13 protein-coding genes are annotated in these 18,394 nt (G+C 62.7%); 12 read left to right on the top strand and 1 reads right to left on the bottom strand.

Annotated elements, in window-relative coordinates:
* Nucleotides 1-135: 135 nt before the first annotated feature.
* From ACN9MZ_RS27615 to ACN9MZ_RS27575, 9 genes are all read left to right on the top strand, one after another.
* On the top strand, nucleotides 136-1,434 hold the full coding sequence (locus tag ACN9MZ_RS27615; protein WP_426339993.1) for an MFS transporter: 1,299 nt from the start codon (nucleotides 136-138) through the stop codon (nucleotides 1,432-1,434).
* On the top strand, nucleotides 1,431-3,953 hold the full coding sequence (nirB, locus tag ACN9MZ_RS27610) for a nitrite reductase large subunit NirB (RefSeq protein ID WP_426339992.1): 2,523 nt from the start codon (nucleotides 1,431-1,433) through the stop codon (nucleotides 3,951-3,953). The genes ACN9MZ_RS27615 and nirB overlap by 4 nt, the downstream gene beginning before the upstream one ends.
* Nucleotides 3,954-3,964: 11 nt before the next feature.
* Nucleotides 3,965-4,315 carry a nitrite reductase small subunit NirD gene (nirD, locus tag ACN9MZ_RS27605; RefSeq protein WP_426339991.1) on the top strand — a complete coding sequence of 117 codons (351 nt, stop codon included), beginning with the start codon at nucleotides 3,965-3,967 and terminating at the stop codon, nucleotides 4,313-4,315.
* A complete protein-coding gene (locus ACN9MZ_RS27600) occupies nucleotides 4,312-5,526 on the top strand; it encodes an NAD(P)/FAD-dependent oxidoreductase (RefSeq protein WP_426339990.1) in 1,215 nt (404 codons plus the stop codon). Before nirD ends, ACN9MZ_RS27600 begins: the two co-directional genes overlap by 4 nt.
* Before the next feature lie 4 nt (nucleotides 5,527-5,530).
* Entirely contained in the window at nucleotides 5,531-8,215 is a 2,685-nt protein-coding gene (locus ACN9MZ_RS27595) for a molybdopterin-dependent oxidoreductase (RefSeq protein WP_426339989.1), read from the top strand.
* A gap of 36 nt (nucleotides 8,216-8,251) precedes the next feature.
* Nucleotides 8,252-9,622, top strand: coding sequence for a glutamine synthetase family protein (locus tag ACN9MZ_RS27590; protein WP_426339988.1), 1,371 nt, complete (start codon nucleotides 8,252-8,254; stop codon nucleotides 9,620-9,622).
* 306 nt (nucleotides 9,623-9,928) lie between these two features.
* Nucleotides 9,929-11,458 carry an FAD-dependent monooxygenase gene (locus ACN9MZ_RS27585; RefSeq protein WP_426339987.1) on the top strand — a complete coding sequence of 510 codons (1,530 nt, stop codon included), beginning with the start codon at nucleotides 9,929-9,931 and terminating at the stop codon, nucleotides 11,456-11,458.
* Between the two features lie 225 nt (nucleotides 11,459-11,683).
* Nucleotides 11,684-12,460 (top strand): PEP-CTERM sorting domain-containing protein, encoded by a 777-nt coding sequence (locus tag ACN9MZ_RS27580; protein WP_426339986.1) that lies wholly within the window; start codon nucleotides 11,684-11,686, stop codon nucleotides 12,458-12,460.
* 14 nt (nucleotides 12,461-12,474) lie between these two features.
* Nucleotides 12,475-13,248, top strand: coding sequence for a hypothetical protein (locus tag ACN9MZ_RS27575; protein ID WP_426339985.1), 774 nt, complete (start codon nucleotides 12,475-12,477; stop codon nucleotides 13,246-13,248).
* 5 nt (nucleotides 13,249-13,253) lie between these two features.
* Here the strand turns inward: ACN9MZ_RS27575 and gabD are convergent, their stop codons facing one another.
* Nucleotides 13,254-14,708 carry an NADP-dependent succinate-semialdehyde dehydrogenase gene (gene gabD, locus ACN9MZ_RS27570; protein ID WP_426339984.1) on the bottom strand — a complete coding sequence of 485 codons (1,455 nt, stop codon included), beginning with the start codon at nucleotides 14,706-14,708 and terminating at the stop codon, nucleotides 13,254-13,256.
* 115 nt (nucleotides 14,709-14,823) lie between these two features.
* On the opposite strand from gabD, the gene ACN9MZ_RS27565 reads away from it, so the two are divergent.
* The 3 genes from ACN9MZ_RS27565 to ACN9MZ_RS27555 are packed head-to-tail and all read left to right on the top strand — an operon-like array spanning nucleotide 14,824 to nucleotide 18,392.
* Nucleotides 14,824-15,579 (top strand): gamma-glutamyl-gamma-aminobutyrate hydrolase family protein, encoded by a 756-nt coding sequence (locus ACN9MZ_RS27565; RefSeq protein WP_426339983.1) that lies wholly within the window; start codon nucleotides 14,824-14,826, stop codon nucleotides 15,577-15,579.
* 49 nt (nucleotides 15,580-15,628) lie between these two features.
* Entirely contained in the window at nucleotides 15,629-16,999 is a 1,371-nt protein-coding gene (locus ACN9MZ_RS27560) for a glutamine synthetase family protein (RefSeq protein WP_426339982.1), read from the top strand.
* A gap of 10 nt (nucleotides 17,000-17,009) precedes the next feature.
* On the top strand, nucleotides 17,010-18,392 hold the full coding sequence (locus ACN9MZ_RS27555) for an aspartate aminotransferase family protein (RefSeq protein ID WP_426339981.1): 1,383 nt from the start codon (nucleotides 17,010-17,012) through the stop codon (nucleotides 18,390-18,392).
* The last annotated feature ends 2 nt before the right edge of the window (nucleotides 18,393-18,394 follow it).

The raw sequence follows: 18,394 nt of genomic DNA, 5'->3' as shown, positions 1-18,394 counted from the left end.
GCAAAGCAATAGGTAAAGGGTCGGTCTAACGGAGGATCGGCAAAACCGGACAACGGCGTCCGCGCAGCGCTACCTTCGACACGATTCGATCGGCAGCGGCTGTGCGGACGCCTTTTTGTTTTCAGGGATAACGACATGGCCAAAGCGACCAGCATCAAACTGTTTTCGTTCTCAACGCCGCAGATGCGTGCCTTCCACCTCACCTGGATGGCCTTCTTCGTCTGCTTCTTCGCGTGGTTCGCCTGCGCTCCACTGATGCCGGTAATTAAAGGCGAATTCGGCCTGACCCCGGGGCAGATCGCCAACATCAATATCGCTGCCGTCGCGATCACCATCATCGTGCGCCTGATTATCGGCCCGCTGTGCGACCGCTACGGCCCGCGCAAGGCCTACACCGGCCTGCTGCTGCTAGGCGCCATCCCTGTGCTGGGCGTGGCTGCGGCGCAGACCTATGAGAGCTTCCTGTTCTTCCGCCTGCTGATCGGCGCGGTCGGCGCCAGCTTCGTCATCACCCAGTATCACACCTCCGTCATGTTCGCGCCGAACGTGGTCGGCACCGCCAACGCGGCAGCCGCCGGCTGGGGCAATGCGGGCGGCGGCGTGGTGCAGTCCACCATGCCGATGATCATGGCCGCCATGGTCATGCTGGGCGTGAACGAAACCATGGGCTGGCGCGCCGCCCTGGTGGTGCCGGGCGTGCTGATGCTGATCATGGCTTTTGTCTACTACCGCTTCACCCAGGACTGCCCGGAAGGCAACTACGCCGACCTGCGCGCTGCCGGCGTCGAACTGGAAGGCGGCAAGAAGGGCGGCTGGTCGAGCTTCAAGCTGGCTGCTGCCAACTACCGTGTGTGGCTGCTGTTTATCACCTACGGCGCCTGCTTCGGCGTGGAGATTTTCATCCACAACATCGCCGCCACTTACTACGTCGACACCTTCAAGCTCACGCTGCCGCAAGCCGGCCTGGCGGCTGGCAGTTTCGGCCTGCTGGCGCTGTTTGCCCGCGCCCTGGGCGGCTATGTCTCCGACAAAGCAGCCGCCCGCGGCAGCCTGAATAGCCGTGTCACCCTGCTGTTCGCCATGATGATCGGCGAAGGCGTCGGCCTGATGTTCTTCGCCAAGGCTGACAGCGTGACCCTCGCCGTGATCGCCATGCTGGTATTCGGCCTGTTCACCCACATGGCCTGCGGCGCGACGTATGCGCTGGTGCCTTTCGTCGACAAGCGCGCCCTGGGCGGCGTGGCCGGCATCATCGGCGCCGGCGGCAACGTAGGCGCAGTGGCCGCAGGCTTCCTGCTGAAAGGCATCGGCAATACCCAGCAAACCCTGTGGATCCTGGGCGTGTTCGTCGCCGTCTCCGCGCTGTGCGCACTGGCCGCACGCTTCAGCGAATCCACCGTAAAAGAAAACGCCATTGCAGGAGCAGCAGCATGAAGAAGATCGTCGTCATCGGCCACGGCATGGTTGGCCACCAGTTCCTGAAATCCCTGCCGGCAGGCAGCGCGCAAGTCACCATCCTGTGCGAAGAACCGCGCCCGGCATATGACCGCGTGCACCTGTCGGAATTCTTCAGCGGCAAGAGCGCCGACGAGCTTTCCCTGGTGGAGCCAGGCTTCTTCGACCGCGATGACATGGTCCTGAAGCTGAACGGCCGCGCCGTCGCAATCGACCGCGCCGCGCGCACCGTCACCAGCAATAGCGGCGAAGTGCTGGCCTACGACAAGCTGGTGATCGCCACCGGTTCCTTCCCCTTCGTGCCTGCGCTGGAAGGCAAGGACCGCAAGGACTGCTTCGTCTACCGCACCATCGAAGACCTGGAAGCCATGCAGGAATGCGGCGCCCGCTCGAAAACCGGCGTGGTGATCGGCGGCGGCCTGCTCGGCCTGGAATGCGCCAAGGCGCTGAAAGACATGGGCCTGGAAACCCACGTCGTTGAATTTGCCCCGCGCCTGATGGCGGTGCAGGTCGACGATGGCGGCGGCCGCGTGCTGCGCAAGAAGATCGAAGACCTGGGCGTGACCGTCCACACCGGCAAGAACACCACCGCCATCGTGGACGGCGAGGCCGGCACCCACCGCATGCAGTTCGCCGACGGCACTTCGCTGGACGCCGACATGATTGTGTTCTCCGCCGGTATCCGCCCGCGCGACTACCTGGCGCGCGAATGCGGCCTGGAAGTCGGCCCACGCGGCGGCATCGCCATCAACAATCACTGCCAGACCAGCGACCCGGACGTGTACGCGATCGGCGAATGCGCACTGTGGAATGGCATGGTGTATGGCCTGGTTGCACCGGGCTACGACATGGCCCGCGTCACCGCGCGCCATATCAGCGGCGACAGCGCCGCCGAATTCACCGGTGCCGACATGAGCACCAAGCTGAAGCTGATGGGAGTGGACGTGGCCAGCATCGGCGACCCGCACGCCAAGGCGGAAGGCGCGCGCAGCTATCAGTTCACCGACGAGCGCAAGCAGGTTTACAAGAAGATCGTGGTCTCCGATTGCGGCAAGTACCTGCTGGGCGGCGTGATGGTGGGCGATGCCGGCGAATACGGCACCTTGCTGCAAATGATGCTGAACAAGATCGAACTGCCGGAAGCGCCGGAATTCCTGATCCTGCCGCAATCCGACGGCGCCGCCAAGCCGGGCTTGGGCGTGGATGCCCTGCCGGCCGGCGCCCAGATCTGCTCCTGCAACGACGTGTCGAAAGGCGCGATCTGCGAGGCTGTCGCCGGCGGCGCCACCAGCATCGGCGCCATCAAGCAGTGCTGCAACGCCGGCACCTCCTGCGGCGGCTGCGTGCCCCTGGTGACGCAGATCATGAAGGCGGAAATGAAGAAGCTGGGCATGGACGTGAACAACCACGTTTGCGAACACTTCCCGCATTCGCGCCAGGAATTGTTCCACCTGATCCGCGTCGGCCAGATCAAGTCCTTCGAAGACCTGCTGGCGCGCCACGGCAAGGGCATGGGCTGCGACGTCTGCAAGCCGCTGGCCGCGAGCATCTTCGCCACCTGCTGGAATGACTTCGTGCTGAAGAAAGAGCATGCCAGCCTGCAGGATTCGAACGACTACTTCCTGGGCAATATCCAGAAAGACGGCACCTACTCGGTGGTACCGCGCATGCCGGGCGGCGAAGTGACGCCGGAAGGCCTGATCGCCGTTGGCCAAGTGGCCAAGAAGTACGGCCTGTATACCAAGATCACTGGCGGCCAGCGTGTCGACCTGTTCGGCGCCCGCGTCGACCAGTTGCCCGCGATCTGGGAAGAACTGATCGAAGCTGGCTTCGAAACCGGCCACGCCTACGGCAAGTCGCTGCGTACCGTGAAGTCCTGCGTCGGCTCGACCTGGTGCCGCTACGGTGTCGGTGATTCGGTCGGCCTGGCGATTGAGCTGGAGAACCGATACAAGGGCCTGCGCACTCCGCACAAGATCAAGTTCGGCGTGTCCGGCTGCACCCGCGAATGCGCCGAAGCGCAAGGCAAGGACGTCGGCATCATCGCCACCGAAAAAGGCTGGAACCTGTACGTGTGCGGCAACGGCGGCATGAAGCCGCGCCATGCCGAGCTGCTGGCTTCCGACCTGGACAAGGCAACCCTGGTGGCCTACGTCGACCGCTTCCTGATGTTGTACAGCCGTACCGCCGACCGCCTGCAGCGCACCAGCACCTGGCGCGAAAACCTGGAAGGCGGCCTGGATTACCTGAAGGACGTGATCATCAACGACAAGCTGGGCATCAACGCCGAAATGGAAGAAGACATGCAGCGCGTGGTCGATACCTACGCCTGCGAGTGGAAGGAAGCCGTCAACAATCCTGAAACGCGCGCCCGCTTCCGCCACTTCGTCAACAGCCCGGAATCCGACAGCAACGTGGTCTTCATGGAAGAGCGCGGCCAGATCCGCCCCGCCACCGTGGAAGAACGCAAGCGCATCCCAATCAAAGCCATCGCATAAGGAGACCCGCCATGCATCGTGACCAATCCGCCTCCGCCTGGACCGCCATCTGCGACGTTGACCAGATTGTCCCGAACACCGGTGTCTGCGCCTTGCTGCAGGGCCAGCAGGTCGCCGTGTTCCACCTGAACGACGGCAGCGAAGCGCGCGTCTTCGCCATCGGAAACTACGACCCGAATTCGGACGCCTCCGTGCTATCGCGCGGCCTGGTGGGCAACCTGGGCGAGCGCCTGGTAGTTGCCTCGCCGATCTACAAGCATCACTTCGACCTGCAGACCGGCGAATGCCTGGAAGCGCCGGAGCACTCGGTGCCGACCTGGCCCGCACGCATCGAAGGCGGAAAGGTCTGGGTAGGGGCATGAAACCCGCGCTGGTCGTCATCGGCAACGGCATGGCCGGCATGCGCACGGTCGAGGAGCTCCTCAAGCTCGCGCCGGACATGTACGACATCACCGTCTTTGGCGCCGAACCGCACGGCAACTACAACCGCATCCTGTTGTCGCCGGTGCTGGCAGGCGAGAAGACGGTCGACGACATCATGCTGAACACCCGCGAATGGTATGAGCAGAACCGCATCACCCTGCACGCAGGCGACGCGGTCGAATTCATCGACCGCAAGCGCCGCCTGGTGCGCGCCCGTTCCGGCCTCGAGGTGCGCTATGACCGCCTGCTGATCGCAACCGGCTCGCGCCCGTTCATCATCCCGGTGCCGGGCCATGAGCTGCCTGGCGTGCTGGCCTTCCGCGACATCAACGACGTCGAACAGATGCTGGAGGCAGCGCGCAACCACCGCCACGCGGTCGTCATCGGCGGCGGCCTGCTCGGCCTGGAAGCAGCCAACGGCCTGCAGCGCCAGGGCATGCAGGTCACCGTGGTGCACGTGACCGATTCGCTGATGAACCAGCAGCTGGACAAGCCTGCTGCGCAATTGCTGCAGAAGGCGCTGGAAGCGAAGGGCCTGGCCTTCCGCCTGGAAGCGCAGACCAGCGAGATCGTCGGGCCCGAGCGCGTGACCGCCGTGCGCTTCGCCGACGGCAGCGAAATCCCGGCCGACCTGGTGGTGATGACCGCCGGCGTGCGACCGAATATCGAGCTGGCAAAACGCAGCGGTCTGCATTGCGAACGTGCCATCGTGGTGGACGATACGCTGCAAAGCTTCGACCCGCGCATCTATGCCGTCGGCGAATGCGTGCAGCACCGCCGCGCCACCTTCGGCCTGGTAGCGCCGATCTGGGAGCAGGCGCGCGTCTGTGCCGCCCACCTGGCAGGCAATGGCCACCGCCGCTACGTGCAGCAGGTAACGCCAACCCGCCTGAAAGTAACCGGCGTCGACCTGTACTCGGTCGGCGACTTCATCGGCGGCAAAGGCAGCGAAGACCTGGTGCTGCGCGACCCGCGCCGGGGCGTCTACAAGCGCCTGGTGCTCGATGGCGGCCGCATCACCGGCGCCGTGTTGTATGGTGACGTGCAGGACGGCCCATGGTACTTCGACCTGATCCAGAATCGCACCGACATTTCGTCGATGCGCAACCATCTTTTGTTTGGGCAGGCGCTTTGCGCGCAGGCTGCGTGAATTCATGATTAAGACGACGTGCGCCTATTGCGGTGTTGGTTGTGGTGTCACGGCGACGCCGCGTGCGGATGGCGGTTTCGATATTGCCGGCGATGCCGCGCATCCCGCCAACCAGGGCCGCTTGTGTGTGAAGGGTTCGGCGCTGGGCGAGACAATCGGACTGGAAGGCCGTTTGCTGTATCCGATGATGCGCGACCGGAAGGGCGACAGCTCGCTGCAGCGCGTTGCGTGGGGCGAGGCGCTCGACCACGTGGCCGACAAATGGCGCGCCATCATCGACGAGCACGGCCCGGATGCAGTGGCTTTCTACGTCTCCGGCCAGTTGCTGACCGAGGACTACTACGTCGCCAACAAGCTGGCAAAAGGCTATATCGGCAGCGCCAACATCGATACCAATTCCCGCCTGTGCATGTCGTCCGCCGTGGCGGGCCACAAGCGCGCCTTCGGCGAAGACGTCGTGCCGGTCAACTATGAGGATATCGACCATGCCGACATGGTGGTGCTGGTCGGTTCCAACCTGGCCTGGTGCCACCCGATCCTGTTCCAGCGCCTGACGCGCGCCAAGGAAGCGCGCCCGAATCTGAAGATCGTGGTGGTCGACCCGCGCCGCACCGCCACCTGCGAACTGGCCGACCTGCACCTGCCAATCAAGCCGGGCACCGACGTCTGGCTGTTCAACGGCTTGCTGGGCTACCTGTCGCGCATCGGCGCCGTCGATCCGGAGTTCGTGGCCGCGCATACCAATGGCCTGGAAGACGCTTTGGCAGTGGCCACGCTGACGCCGGAAGAGGTTGCGCGCGCCTGCCGCCTCAACCTGCAGGACCTGATGGAGTTCTACGAATCCTTCGCCTCCACAGCGAAAGTGATCACCGGCTTCTCGATGGGCGTCAACCAGTCCAGCGCCGGCACCGACAAGGTGAACAGCATCATCAACTGCCACCTGATCGGCGGCCGCATCGGCAAGCAGGGCATGGGCCCGTTCTCCATCACCGGTCAGCCCAACGCAATGGGCGGCCGCGAAGTGGGCGGCCTGGCCAATATGCTGGCCGCGCACATGGACCTGGACAATGCCGCGCACCGCGACGCCGTGCAGACATTCTGGGATTCGCCCCGCATCGCATCGAAGCCCGGTCTGAAGGCGGTCGACCTGTTCGAGGCCATTGAAGCCGGACGCGTGAAGGCGGTGTGGGTGATCGCCACCAACCCGGTGGTCAGCCTGCCGAACGCCGACCAGGTGCGCCGCGCGCTGGAGCGCTGCGAGCTGGTCGTGGTGTCCGACGTGGTGCGCGATACCGACACCAATGCCTACGCCGACGTCCTGCTGCCGGCCCTGGCATGGGGCGAAAAGGACGGCACGGTCACCAACTCCGAGCGCCGCATCTCGCGCCAGCGTGCCTTCCTGCCTGCGCCGGGCGAGGCGAGGGCGGACTGGCTGATCCTTTCGCAGTTCGCATTGCGCATGGGCTACGATGGCTTTGGCTACGCCAGCGCCGCCGAGATCTTCACCGAGCACGCCCGCTTGAGCGCCTGGCGCAATAGCGCCAGCGAACTGCCGCGCGCCTTCAACATCGGCGCACTTGCCACGCTGGGTGAAACCGCCTACGACGCACTGCAGCCAACGCAATGGCCTGCGATCCAGATCGCCGATGTGCCGCCATCCAGCCGCCCGTTCGCGGACGGCCGCTTCTCGCACGCCGACGGCCGCGCGCGTTTCGTCGCCACAGTGCCGCGCGCCCCGGCCAACCTGCCGGACGGCGAATTCCCTATCACCCTCAACACCGGCCGCGTACGCGACCACTGGCACACCATGACCCGCACCGGGCGCGCGCCGAAGCTTGCCGACCACATCCCCGAATCCTTCATCGACATGCACCCGCAGGATGCCCTGCTGTGCGGCGTGAAGGAAGGCGAACTGGCGCGAGTCTCCAGTCAATGGGGCAGCATGATCGCCCGCGTCCAGCACGGCGGCGGCATCGCGCGCGGCAGCGTCTTCGTGCCGATTCACTGGAATAACCAGACCGCTTCCGACGCCCGTGTCGGGGGCGTGGTGAACCCGGTAGTCGACCCGGTCTCCGGCGAGCCGGAATTCAAGCACACGCCCGTAATGGTCGACCGCTTCCCTGTCAAATGGCACGGCTTTATTCTGAGCCGCGAAGGACTGGAGCTTGATGCACTGGCCTACTGGACCAAAGTGCAGGGCAAGGACTTCCAGCGCTACGAACTTGCCGGCCGCAATGCGATCGAAGATTTCGGCGCCTGGGCGCGCCAGCTGCTCGGCATTAAGGACGACGACGCCGACTGGCTGGAATACGCCGACCGCACCTCCGGCGTATTCCGCGCCGTGCACCTGGTCGACGACCGCATCGCGCAGTGCATCTTCATCTCGGCCCGTCCGGACCTGCCGGCCCGCCAATGGCTGGCCAGCCTGTTCGACAAGCCGCAATTGGAACTGGCCGACCGCGCAGCGCTGCTGGCGGGCCGCCCGATTGCAGCCGGCGCCGACGCCGGGCCTACGGTCTGCTCCTGCTTCGGCGTAGGCCGCAATACGATCTGCAAAGCGATCCGCGAGCAGAACCTGACTACGCCGGCACAGATCACCGCCTGTGTGAAAGCCGGCGGGAATTGCGGTTCCTGCGTGCCGGAGCTGAAGAAACTGCTGAGTGAAGTACGCGTGGAGGAAACCGCGTAAAACCCGTCCGTGGTAGAGTTGTCATGGGAGCGCATCATGGCAATCCGTGACAACTTTACCTACACGGACATGGATGAGTGGCTCAACGATAAACGGGTCACCGAAATTGAATGTCTGGTGCCGGACCTGACCGGCGTCGCACGCGGCAAGATACTGCCGAGGGCTAAATTCACCGAAGTACGGGGCATGCGCATCCCGGAGGCCGTGCTCGGCATGACCGTCACCGGCAATTCGCCGCAAGACGATGCCGCCTACGACCGCGCCATCTCGCCCACCGACCGCGACATGGTTCTGAAGGCCGACCCCAGCACCATCACCATGGTGCCCTGGGCTGCCGACCCCACAGCACAAGTCATCCACGACTGCTATTTCGCCGATGGCCGCCTGGTCGATTTCGCACCACGCTCCGTGCTGCGGCGCGTGCTCAAGCTGTATGAGGACCAGGGCTGGTGCCCCATCGTAGCGCCCGAGCTGGAGTTCTACCTGACCGACAAGAACTCCGACCCCGATTTGCCGCTGAAGGCACCCATCGGCCGCAGCGGCCGCGCTGAGACAAGCCGTCAGGTTTACAGCATCGACGCGGTGAATGAATTCGATCCGCTGTTCGAAGACATCTACGACTTCTGCGACATGATGGGACTCGACGTCGACACACTGATCCATGAAATCGGCGCCGGCCAGATGGAAATCAACTTCCTGCACGGCGAACCGCTGGGCCTTGCCGACAATGTGTTTTATTTCAAGCGCACGCTGCGCGAAGCCGCCATCAAGCACCATATGCACGCCACCTTCATGGCCAAACCCATGGCTGACGAACCCGGATCAGCGATGCACGTACACCAGAGCGTACTCGATGCACGTAGCCGCAGGAATATCTTCAGCGATGCCGACGGCGCGCCATCGCAACTGTTCAAATACTACATCGGCGGGTTGCAGCGCTACATGCCCGCAGCGCTGGCGATCGCCGCGCCGTATGTGAATTCCTATCGCCGGCTTGTGCGGCACACGGCCGCACCGATCAATATCCAATGGGGCACCGATAATCGGACGGTTGGCTTCCGCGTGCCTGAATCCGGCGTGCAGGACCGGCGCATTGAAAACCGCATCATCGGCGCTGATGCCAATCCCTACCTCGCGTTGGCAGTCACGCTAGCCTGCGGCTACCTCGGCATGACCGAACAGATCGAAGCCACCGCGCCAACATCCGGCAGCGCCCATGATATGAAGTACGAACTGCCGCAAGGACTGCCCGAAGCATTGCGCGCGCTAAGGGCGGAAGAAAAGCTGCACCAGGTGCTGGGCGAACGCTTCATCGATGTCTACGCAGCGGTAAAGGACCTCGAGCACCAGGAATTCATGCGCGTGATCAGCCCCTGGGAACGCGAGCACCTCCTCCTGCATGTCTAAAGGTCATCGCAAGCCACCAGAATCGCAGACAGTCGCCTTGGCGGGTCTGACCCTTGGGTCAGACCCTGGTTTACCGGTGTTCAAAGCATTGACCGCCTTTTGAAGCCAATGTTATATTCCGCCTGTCGGAAAAGGCAGACTTGGTTTGGTAAGCCCAAGTCCTTTCGGTAACGAAAGCTCTGGTCTTTGGCCCTTGCATGAGATCCCCGCGACGAATATTTGACGCCATTTGGCGTCCAACTGTTCGTCCGTGCGGAGTCCAGGATAGGGAACGCTCCGGTCGAATATCGACAAAGGAGCCTCGACATGCAAACCCCCAAACTCAATTCCCACGACGTCCTGATTGCAGGCGCCGGTCCTGTTGGTCTGTTTCTCGCCTGCGAGTTGCGCCTGGCCGGCTGCTCGGTGCTCATCCTGGAGCAGGCGCAAGAGCCATACAGCCCGCTGAAGGAACTCCCATTCGGGCTGCGTGGCCTTTCCGTACCGACCATCGAAAGCCTGGACCGCCGCGACCTGCTGCATCCAATCGAGGAGCGTGCAGTCAGCCGCGACGCGCCGGCCGCCGCGCACTGGTTGCAGCAGCCGCGCCGCCCCGCAGCTCACTTCGCCGGCATCCAATTCTTCCACGATCAGATTGACAGCACGCAGTGGCAGTACCGTCTGCCGGGGCCGGTCAGCAATGTCGCCACAGACATGGCAAGTCTCGAAGCGGTCTTCGCGGCGCATGCGAACAAGCTGGGCGTCGAGATATTGCGCGGTTGCGGCGTCGAAGATCTCAGGCAGTCCGAAGCTGGCGTAACTGTCTTCGCAGGAGGCCGCGAGTTTCGAGGTCAGTGGCTCGTTGGCTGCGACGGTGGGCGCAGTATTGTGCGCAAGCTGGCGCGGATTGGCTTTACCGGCACTGATCCTGAGTTCACGGGCTACTCGGCCAAGGTCACGCTTGCCGAACCGGGCATGCTCAAACCCGGCCGCCATTACACAGCGACAGGAATGTATGTCTACGCAGCGCCCGGTACGCTCGGCATGGTTGACTTTGACGGAGGCGCTTTCCATCGCACCGTTCCAATAACGCGAGAGCATGTCGGAAATGTGCTGCGCAAGATTTCAGGCGCCGACGTCACGGTAACGGAGCTCGAACTTGCCACGACCTGGACCGACCGCGCTTACCAGGCAGTGGAATACAAGAAGGGCCGCGTGCTATTGGCCGGCGACGCCGCGCACATACATTCGCCGCTTGGCGGGCAGGGGCTGAACCTCGGGCTTGGCGACGCAATGAACCTTGGCTGGAAGCTTGCAGCGACGTTGCATGGAACTGCCCCAACCGATCTGCTTGATAGTTACGAACGCGAACGGCAACCGGAAGGCGCGCGAATTCTCGACTGGTCGCGCGCGCAGGTAGCATTGATGCGTCCTTGCCCGAGTTCGCGTGCGCTGGAAGCAATCATCCGCGACTTGATTCAGACGAATGATGGCGCGACCTATTTCGCCGGACGTGTTTGGGGCGTCGAAACCCGCTACGATCTCGGCGTCGCTCACCCGCTGGCAGGCCGTAGCGCGCCAGATTTTGAGCTTGCCGACGGGACGAGGCTGAACATGCATCTTCGAACAGGGCAGGGGATTTTGCTCGATTTCGATGGGAACGAATCGCTCAGGAAGATTGCCGCTCGCTGGGGCGCTAGTCTTTGCTACGTTGCGAGTTCCGCAAAGGAGCGACTGGATTTAAGTGCGCTGCTGATACGTCCTGACGGTATCGTTGCCTGGGCCAGTGATGGCGCCAGCAGAAGGAGCGACGCTGCCGGCAGTGCAGCCAGATGGTTTGGCAACCCACGGGTATGATTCACCAATCCTCTTCGACGACAAGATCGTTGCCTGGGCCAGTGGGCAGAGCTGCGGGCGGGGCAGTAATGACCACGGGTAACGAAAGCACATCGGTGAAATTCGACAGGTAGACTGCGAAATAATTGCGAAAGTGCTACTGATTTGATGCAAGCGAGGACCACTTTGCGGTTATTGCGCCGGGGCGCGCTGACAGCCTCCAATCAAACCTGTCGAGGTCTACCAATGAATGTCTTGCATATCGTGCGGAAGGAACTGCTCGGTACCGCGCTTGCCGCTGCCTGCGGCATGGCGGCGGCCGATCCCAGTGTCGTTGCGGAGTCTCAAATAAGCAATGTGCAGTTTGGCGTGATCGACTTGACGCCGAGCGATGGCCAGGCGGCCGGCATTACCATCAATGGAGAGGAAGGCATGGTCAGCCGCTACCTTGTCGACCGCAGTCCCGGTGGGCTGGAACGCCATGACATCCGCTCCATCGCCAAGGGGATGAGCGAAACGGTCTTTTACACCTCCGGCCCGTCGTTCGCCGGATTCTCTTATGATCAGGTGGGCAGCATGAAAGCGGGCATCGCCGCGTACGACAACCTGGCCGTCGGGGGAGATACCGGTGCATCCGTTTTCCGTAACTATACCGTTACCATCGCGCCGCACAGCGTGCTCACGGTGCGCGGCGAAGCCTCCACTTCCATCGCCAGAACGGATGTGGGAACCTACGATTCCCTCGGCTACGTCGCCGCCGCCGCCCTGATCAAGACGTGGGAGGGAACTTTCACCGTATTTCGCCACTTCGTGGATACCGTCCCTGACAGCGGCGGGGGCAGTTGGTCCGAGGACTTTTACCTGATGTATGCGAACTCCACGGACGACGACATAAAGGTGCTGGTGGATACCTACGTGGCCGCCAGCGGGATGATCGTTTCATCGATTCCGGAACCTTCGGCTTATGCGATGTTTGCCGCGGGCTTGATGCTGTTGGGCGCACTGCGCCGTAAATCGTGCTGACGAAGGGGACTGCGATGAACCTCATTCCATCTTTCAGTACATCCCTGGCCGGTGCAATGCTGGCCCTTGTCGCGGCAAGCGCCGCCGCCGACGCGGGCGTCACCGCTACCGCGCGCGTTACGAACCTGCAGTTCGGCGTCCTGGACCTTCAGCCGGACGACGGTGTCGCCGCAAGCTTCCGGCCGGATGGCCTCTCCGGGGATCTCACGGTCGCGCTGAACACCCAAACCGACAGCCGTCATGTCACCGGGACTGCGAACGATATTCTTAGTCTGGCTACAGCGCATTCGTCCGCGCAAGCCATGTATGGCATGACCGGATCCATCGGAGCCGTTTCGGATGCCGACAGCGATCTTGGCCCGGGCGGCAAGGCGAACGCATGGCTGGATCAGCGTTTTGGCTTCTTCCTCGCACCTAATGCGGCCTTGACCGTCGCCGGCACGGCCGAATACTCGGTCACCCGCCAGGATCCCGACTTTTCGGTCTCCTGGGGCAAGGCCGGTACGCTGATCGAAATGCGATCCGCTGGACAGCCGGAGCTGTGGACCTACCTGGCGCGAACCGTCGAGCTGGCGACAGGCGCAGGCAGCACCAATGTGGAGGATTTCTGGCTGGGCTTTGCCAATACCACGGACGACGAAATCTATGTGGACCTGTCGTTCGAGTTCGCGGCTCAGACCGCGGTTGGCACCATCCCGATTCCCGAGCCGTTCACCTATGCCATGCTGGCTGCAGGCCTGGCCCTGCTGGGCGTGGTGAAACAACGCAGCGTTCGCCGGGAGGAGTAGGCACGCTAGATGCCTCCCATGCAGATGTATTTGATGACGAGGTAGTCGTCCATGCCATGCGTCGAGCCTTCGCGGCCCAGGCCCGATTGCTTGACGCCGCCGAACGGCGCAATCTCGGTCGAGATCAGGCCGGTGTTGACGCCAACCATGCCACTCTCCAACCCTTCAGCCACACGCCAGATACGGCCGATATCGCGCGAATAGAAGTACGCTGCGAGACCGAACTCGGTGTCGTTGGCCAGCGCCACGGCTTCGTCGTCGGTCTTGAAGCGGAACAGCGGCGCCAACGGACCGAAGGTCTCTTCGCGTGCAACCAGCATGTCCGCATTCACGTCAGCCAGCACGGTTGGCTGGAAGAAGCTGTGTCCCAGGTCATGCCGCTTGCCGCCCAACAGCAAGCGTGCGCCCTTGCCAACGGCATCGGCGATATGCTCTTCCACCTTGACTACGGCCTTCTCCTCGATCAGCGGACCTTGCGTCACCCCGTCGTCGGCGCCATTGCCGACTTTGAGTTTGCGTACTGCCTCCACCAGTTTCGATGCGAAGGAGTCGTACACGCCATCCTGCACGTAGATCCGGTTCGCACACACGCAAGTCTGGCCGGCGTTGCGGTACTTGGAGGCGATGGCACCTTCCACAGCCGCGTCCAGGTCGGCATCGTCGAATACGATGAAGGGCGCGTTGCCGCCAAGTTCCAGCGACAGTTTCTTGATCGTCGGTGCGCACTGTTCCATCAGCAGGCGGCCGACTGCCGTCGAACCGGTGAAACTCAATTTGCGCACGATCGGGTTGGAGGTCATCTCGCCGCCGATCTCGCGCGAGGCGCCGGTGATCACGCTGAACACGCCTGCCGGTACGCCGGCGCGCTCCGCCAGCACGGCCAACGCCAATGCGGAGAATGGCGTGAGTTCCGCCGGCTTCACCACCATCGGGCAACCCGCGGCAAGCGCCGGTCCGGCTTTGCGCGTGATCATCGCGGCCGGGAAGTTCCACGGCGTGATCGCCGCACTGACGCCAATCGGCTCGCGTGTGACTACCACGCGCTTGTCGGGCCATGGCGATGCCAGGGTTTCGCCGGCAACGCGCTTCGCCTCTTCGCCGAACCACTCGATAAAGGATGCGGCATAGGCGATCTCGCCCTTGGATTCGGCCAGCGGCTTGCCTTGTTCCGCCGTCATCAGCGCGGCCAGGTCGTCGGCATTGGCGAGGATCAGGTCATTCCATTTGCGCAGGATGGCCGCACGAGCTTTGGCTGGCTTTTTGCGCCACTCAGGCCATGCGGCATTCGCGGCTTCGATAGCGCGGCGCGTTTCGGCGGCGCCCATTTTCGGCACGCTGCCAAGGGTTTCGCCGGTAGCGGGATTGGTGACGCTGATGGTGGCGCCCCCGTCGGCATCGCACCATTGGCCAGCGATAAAGCACTGTTGGCGCAGAAGGCTGGGATCTTTCAGGGTCAGCATGATTCGCCTCCAAAGTAAAAAACCAGTATACCGGGTATCACGCTGCACGGTTGCCACATTCCAAAATTGGGAATAAGATCAAGCTGCACACTGATAGTTACCGAAAAAACTAAACATGCGCCGCCCCATCGTACTGGTCCCCGCCTGCAGCCAGGATAAAGGCTCCCATCCCAGCTACGCCGCTCAAAACAAATACGTTGATGCGGTGGCTGTGGGAGCGCGCTGCCAGCCGTTGTTGGTCCCGCCCTTGGGCGACAACACCGATATTGAAAGCCTGCTTGGGATCGCCAACGGCATCATGCTGACCGGCGCTGCCTCCAATTTGCAGGCAAGCCTGTATGGACAGGAAACCCTTGACCCCTCGCTGCCGGAAGATCACGCGCGCGACGAGACCACTTTGCCCCTGATCCGCGCTGCGCTGATGCACGGCATTCCGATATTGGCGATTTGCCGCGGCTTCCAGGAAGTGAACGTGGCGCTGGGCGGAACGCTGCATCAAGCCGTACACACGGTGCCAGGCTACTTTGACCATCGCGAAGACAAGTCGCAATCGCTGGAGCAGCAATACGCGGCAGCTCACCGCGTCAAGCTCGAAAAGGGCGGCTTGCTGGCGCATATCCTCGATGGTGCTAGCGAAATACAAGTGAACTCGCTGCACGGGCAGGGCATTGATCGCCTGGCGGCTGGTCTGCAAGTCGAAGCACGTTCGGACGATGGCTTGATCGAAGCTTATTCCATCGCGGCTTCGCCTTCGTTCGCGCTGGCCGTGCAATGGCACCCCGAATGGCGCGTCGAAGAGAACCACGACTCCATGCGCATGTTCAGCGCATTCGGCCTCGCGTGCCGCGTGCACAGGGATCGCATTCCTTAGGTGGCTTTCCTTCAGTAGTGCTGTTTTCTAAACTACCTGAGAGGAAGCTATGGCAATCCGCGAAAATTTCAGTTACACCGACATGGACGAGTGGCTCAATGAAAAGCGAGTCACCGAGATTGAATGCCTGGTCCCTGACCTGACCGGCGTCGCACGCGGGAAGATTCTCCCGCGAGGCAAATTCACCCAGGAACGCGGCATGCGCATTCCTGAGGCGGTGCTTGGCATGACCGTCACCGGAAATTATCCGACCGAGGATGATGCCTATGACCGCGCCATTTCCAGCACCGACCGTGACATGATCCTGAAGGCCGACCCTACCACCATCACCATGGTGCCGTGGGCTGTCGATCCGACGGCACAAGTCATCCACGACTGCTACTTCAGCGATGGCCGCCTGGTCGATTTCGCCCCGCGCTCTGTGCTACGCCGCGTGCTGAAACTGTTCGAAGACAGGGGCTGGAAACCGGTCGTTGCGCCGGAACTGGAGTTCTACCTGACCGACAAGAATTCCGACCCCGACCTGCCGCTGAAGGCGCCGATTGGCCGCAGCGGCCGCGCCGAAACCAGCCGCCAGGTGTACAGCATCGACGCCGTGAACGAGTTCGATCCGCTGTTCGAGGACATCTACGATTACTGCGATCTGATGGGCCTTGACGTGGACACCCTGATTCATGAAATCGGCGCCGGCCAGATGGAGATCAACTTCCTGCACGGCGAACCGCTTGGCCTGGCCGACAAGGTGTTCTTCTTCAAGCGTACCTTGCGCGAGGCGGCGTTGAAGCATCATATGTACGCCACCTTCATGGCCAAGCCGATGGCCGGCGAGCCGGGATCGGCAATGCACATCCACCAGAGCGTGGTCGATGCGCGCAGCGGATGGAACATCTTCAGCAACCAGGATGGCTCGCCGTCGCAGTTGTTCAAGGCCTACATCGGCGGCCTGCAGCGCTATATGCCAAGTGCGCTGGCCATCGTCGCGCCGTATGTGAATTCCTACCGCCGGCTGGTGCGCCACACGGCGGCGCCGATCAATATCCAGTGGGGCATGGATAATCGCACCGTGGGATTCCGGGTTCCGGAATCGGGCGTGCAAGACCGGCGTGTGGAGAACCGTATCATTGGCGCCGATGCAAATCCTTACCTGGCGCTGGCAGTGACGCTGGCCTGCGGCTACCTCGGCATGACCGAATCGCTCGAACCTACCGCAGCGACCACCGGCAGCGCCTACGAAATGAAATACGAGCTGCCGCAAGGCTTGCCGGAAGCGCTGAAGATACTGCGTGGCGAGGACAAGCTGCGCTTTGTGCTGGGCGAGCGCTTCATCGACGTCTATGCCGCCATCAAGGACCTTGAGCACCAGGAGTTCATGACCGTCATCAGTCCGTGGGAGCGCGAGCACCTGCTGCTGCACGTATGAGGAGACGGTCATGGACGATACCAAGACACTCCAGGCGCGCGACCATGCGCACTACATGCATCCCTTCACCGACCACAAGGCGCTCGGCGAGCGCGGCGTGCGCGTGATGGTGCGCGGCGAAGGCATCTACCTCTGGGATTCTGAAGGCAAGAAGATTTTGGATGGCATGTCCGGACTGTGGTGCGTGAATGTCGGCTACGGCCGGCACAGCATATCGAAGGCGGTGTTCGATCAGATGGAAACGCTGCCGTTCTACAACAGCTTCTTCAACACGACCAACGTGCCGGCCGTGACGCTGGCCGCCAAGCTGGCGGAGATTGCGCCGCCTGGTTTCAAGCATGTGTTCTTCACGGGCTCGGGCTCGGAGGCAAACGACACCAATGTGCGCATGGTGCGCCGCTATTGGGACTTGAAGGGTCAGCCACACCGCCACACCATCATCAGCCGCTTCAACGCCTACCATGGCAGCACCATGGCGGGCGCCTCTCTGGGCGGCATGGAAGGCATGCATGCGCAGGGCGGCTTGCCGATTCCCGGCATCGTGCACATCCGCCAGCCGAACTACCTCGAGTCGGGGCGCGGCATGTCGGAGGATGAATTCGGCATCGAGGCAGCTTCGTGGCTGGAGGAGAAGATCCTCGACGTCGGCCCGGAAAAGGTGGCGGCGTTTATCGGCGAGCCGATCCAGGGTGCCGGCGGCGTGGTGATTCCGCCGCGCACCTACTGGCCGGAGATCCAGCGCATCTGCGACAAGTACGGCATTCTCCTGATCGCAGATGAAGTGATCACCGGCTTCGGCCGCACCGGCCGCATGTTCGCCTGCGAGTATTTCGACTTCAAGCCGGACCTGATTACCTTCGCCAAGGGTGTCACATCGGGCTACATTCCGCTTGGCGGTGTGCTGGTTGGCGAACGCGTGGCGGAAGTACTGATCGGGCAGGGCGGCGAGTTCGCCCACGGCTTTACTTACTCTGGCCACCCTGTCGCTTGTGCTGCGGCGCTTGAGACGATACGCATCATCGAAGAAGAAAAGCTGGTCCAGCGCGTGGCCGAAGATACCGGCCCATACCTTGCGCAGCGGTTCGCCACGCTCGGCGACCATCCGCTGGTTGGCTATGCCAATAGCTGCGGCTTCGTCGCGGGCCTGAATCTCGTGCGGCGCAAGGGACCCACGATCCACGGCCACGAATACTTCGATCCGAAACTGGAAGTGGGCATGGTGTGCCGCGGCTATATGTTCAACAACGGCATGATCATGCGCGCCGTGGGCGACCGCATGATCATTGCGCCGCCGCTGGTAATGACGCGCGAGCAGATCGACGAGATGGTGGCGCTGATCCGGCGCTGCCTTGACGATACCTATGCGGACCTGCAGCAGAGAGGATGGATGTAGCC

Source organism: Pseudoduganella sp. S-14 (assembly GCF_049913285.1).
GTDB lineage: Bacteria > Pseudomonadota > Gammaproteobacteria > Burkholderiales > Burkholderiaceae_D > Rugamonas.
The sequence above is the reverse complement of the archived record's forward strand: the minus strand, read 5'-3'. Positions and strand labels throughout refer to the sequence as shown.

Coding starts and splice junctions, on each gene's coding strand:
- ACN9MZ_RS27615 (WP_426339993.1), top strand. CDS start 136: ATGGCCAAAGCGACCAGCATCAAACTGTTTTCGTTCTCAACGCCGCAG.
- nirB (WP_426339992.1), top strand. CDS start 1,431: ATGAAGAAGATCGTCGTCATCGGCCACGGCATGGTTGGCCACCAGTTC.
- nirD (WP_426339991.1), top strand. CDS start 3,965: ATGCATCGTGACCAATCCGCCTCCGCCTGGACCGCCATCTGCGACGTT.
- ACN9MZ_RS27600 (WP_426339990.1), top strand. CDS start 4,312: ATGAAACCCGCGCTGGTCGTCATCGGCAACGGCATGGCCGGCATGCGC.
- ACN9MZ_RS27595 (WP_426339989.1), top strand. CDS start 5,531: ATGATTAAGACGACGTGCGCCTATTGCGGTGTTGGTTGTGGTGTCACG.
- ACN9MZ_RS27590 (WP_426339988.1), top strand. CDS start 8,252: ATGGCAATCCGTGACAACTTTACCTACACGGACATGGATGAGTGGCTC.
- ACN9MZ_RS27585 (WP_426339987.1), top strand. CDS start 9,929: ATGCAAACCCCCAAACTCAATTCCCACGACGTCCTGATTGCAGGCGCC.
- ACN9MZ_RS27580 (WP_426339986.1), top strand. CDS start 11,684: ATGAATGTCTTGCATATCGTGCGGAAGGAACTGCTCGGTACCGCGCTT.
- ACN9MZ_RS27575 (WP_426339985.1), top strand. CDS start 12,475: ATGAACCTCATTCCATCTTTCAGTACATCCCTGGCCGGTGCAATGCTG.
- gabD (WP_426339984.1), bottom strand. CDS start 14,708: ATGCTGACCCTGAAAGATCCCAGCCTTCTGCGCCAACAGTGCTTTATC.
- ACN9MZ_RS27565 (WP_426339983.1), top strand. CDS start 14,824: ATGCGCCGCCCCATCGTACTGGTCCCCGCCTGCAGCCAGGATAAAGGC.
- ACN9MZ_RS27560 (WP_426339982.1), top strand. CDS start 15,629: ATGGCAATCCGCGAAAATTTCAGTTACACCGACATGGACGAGTGGCTC.
- ACN9MZ_RS27555 (WP_426339981.1), top strand. CDS start 17,010: ATGGACGATACCAAGACACTCCAGGCGCGCGACCATGCGCACTACATG.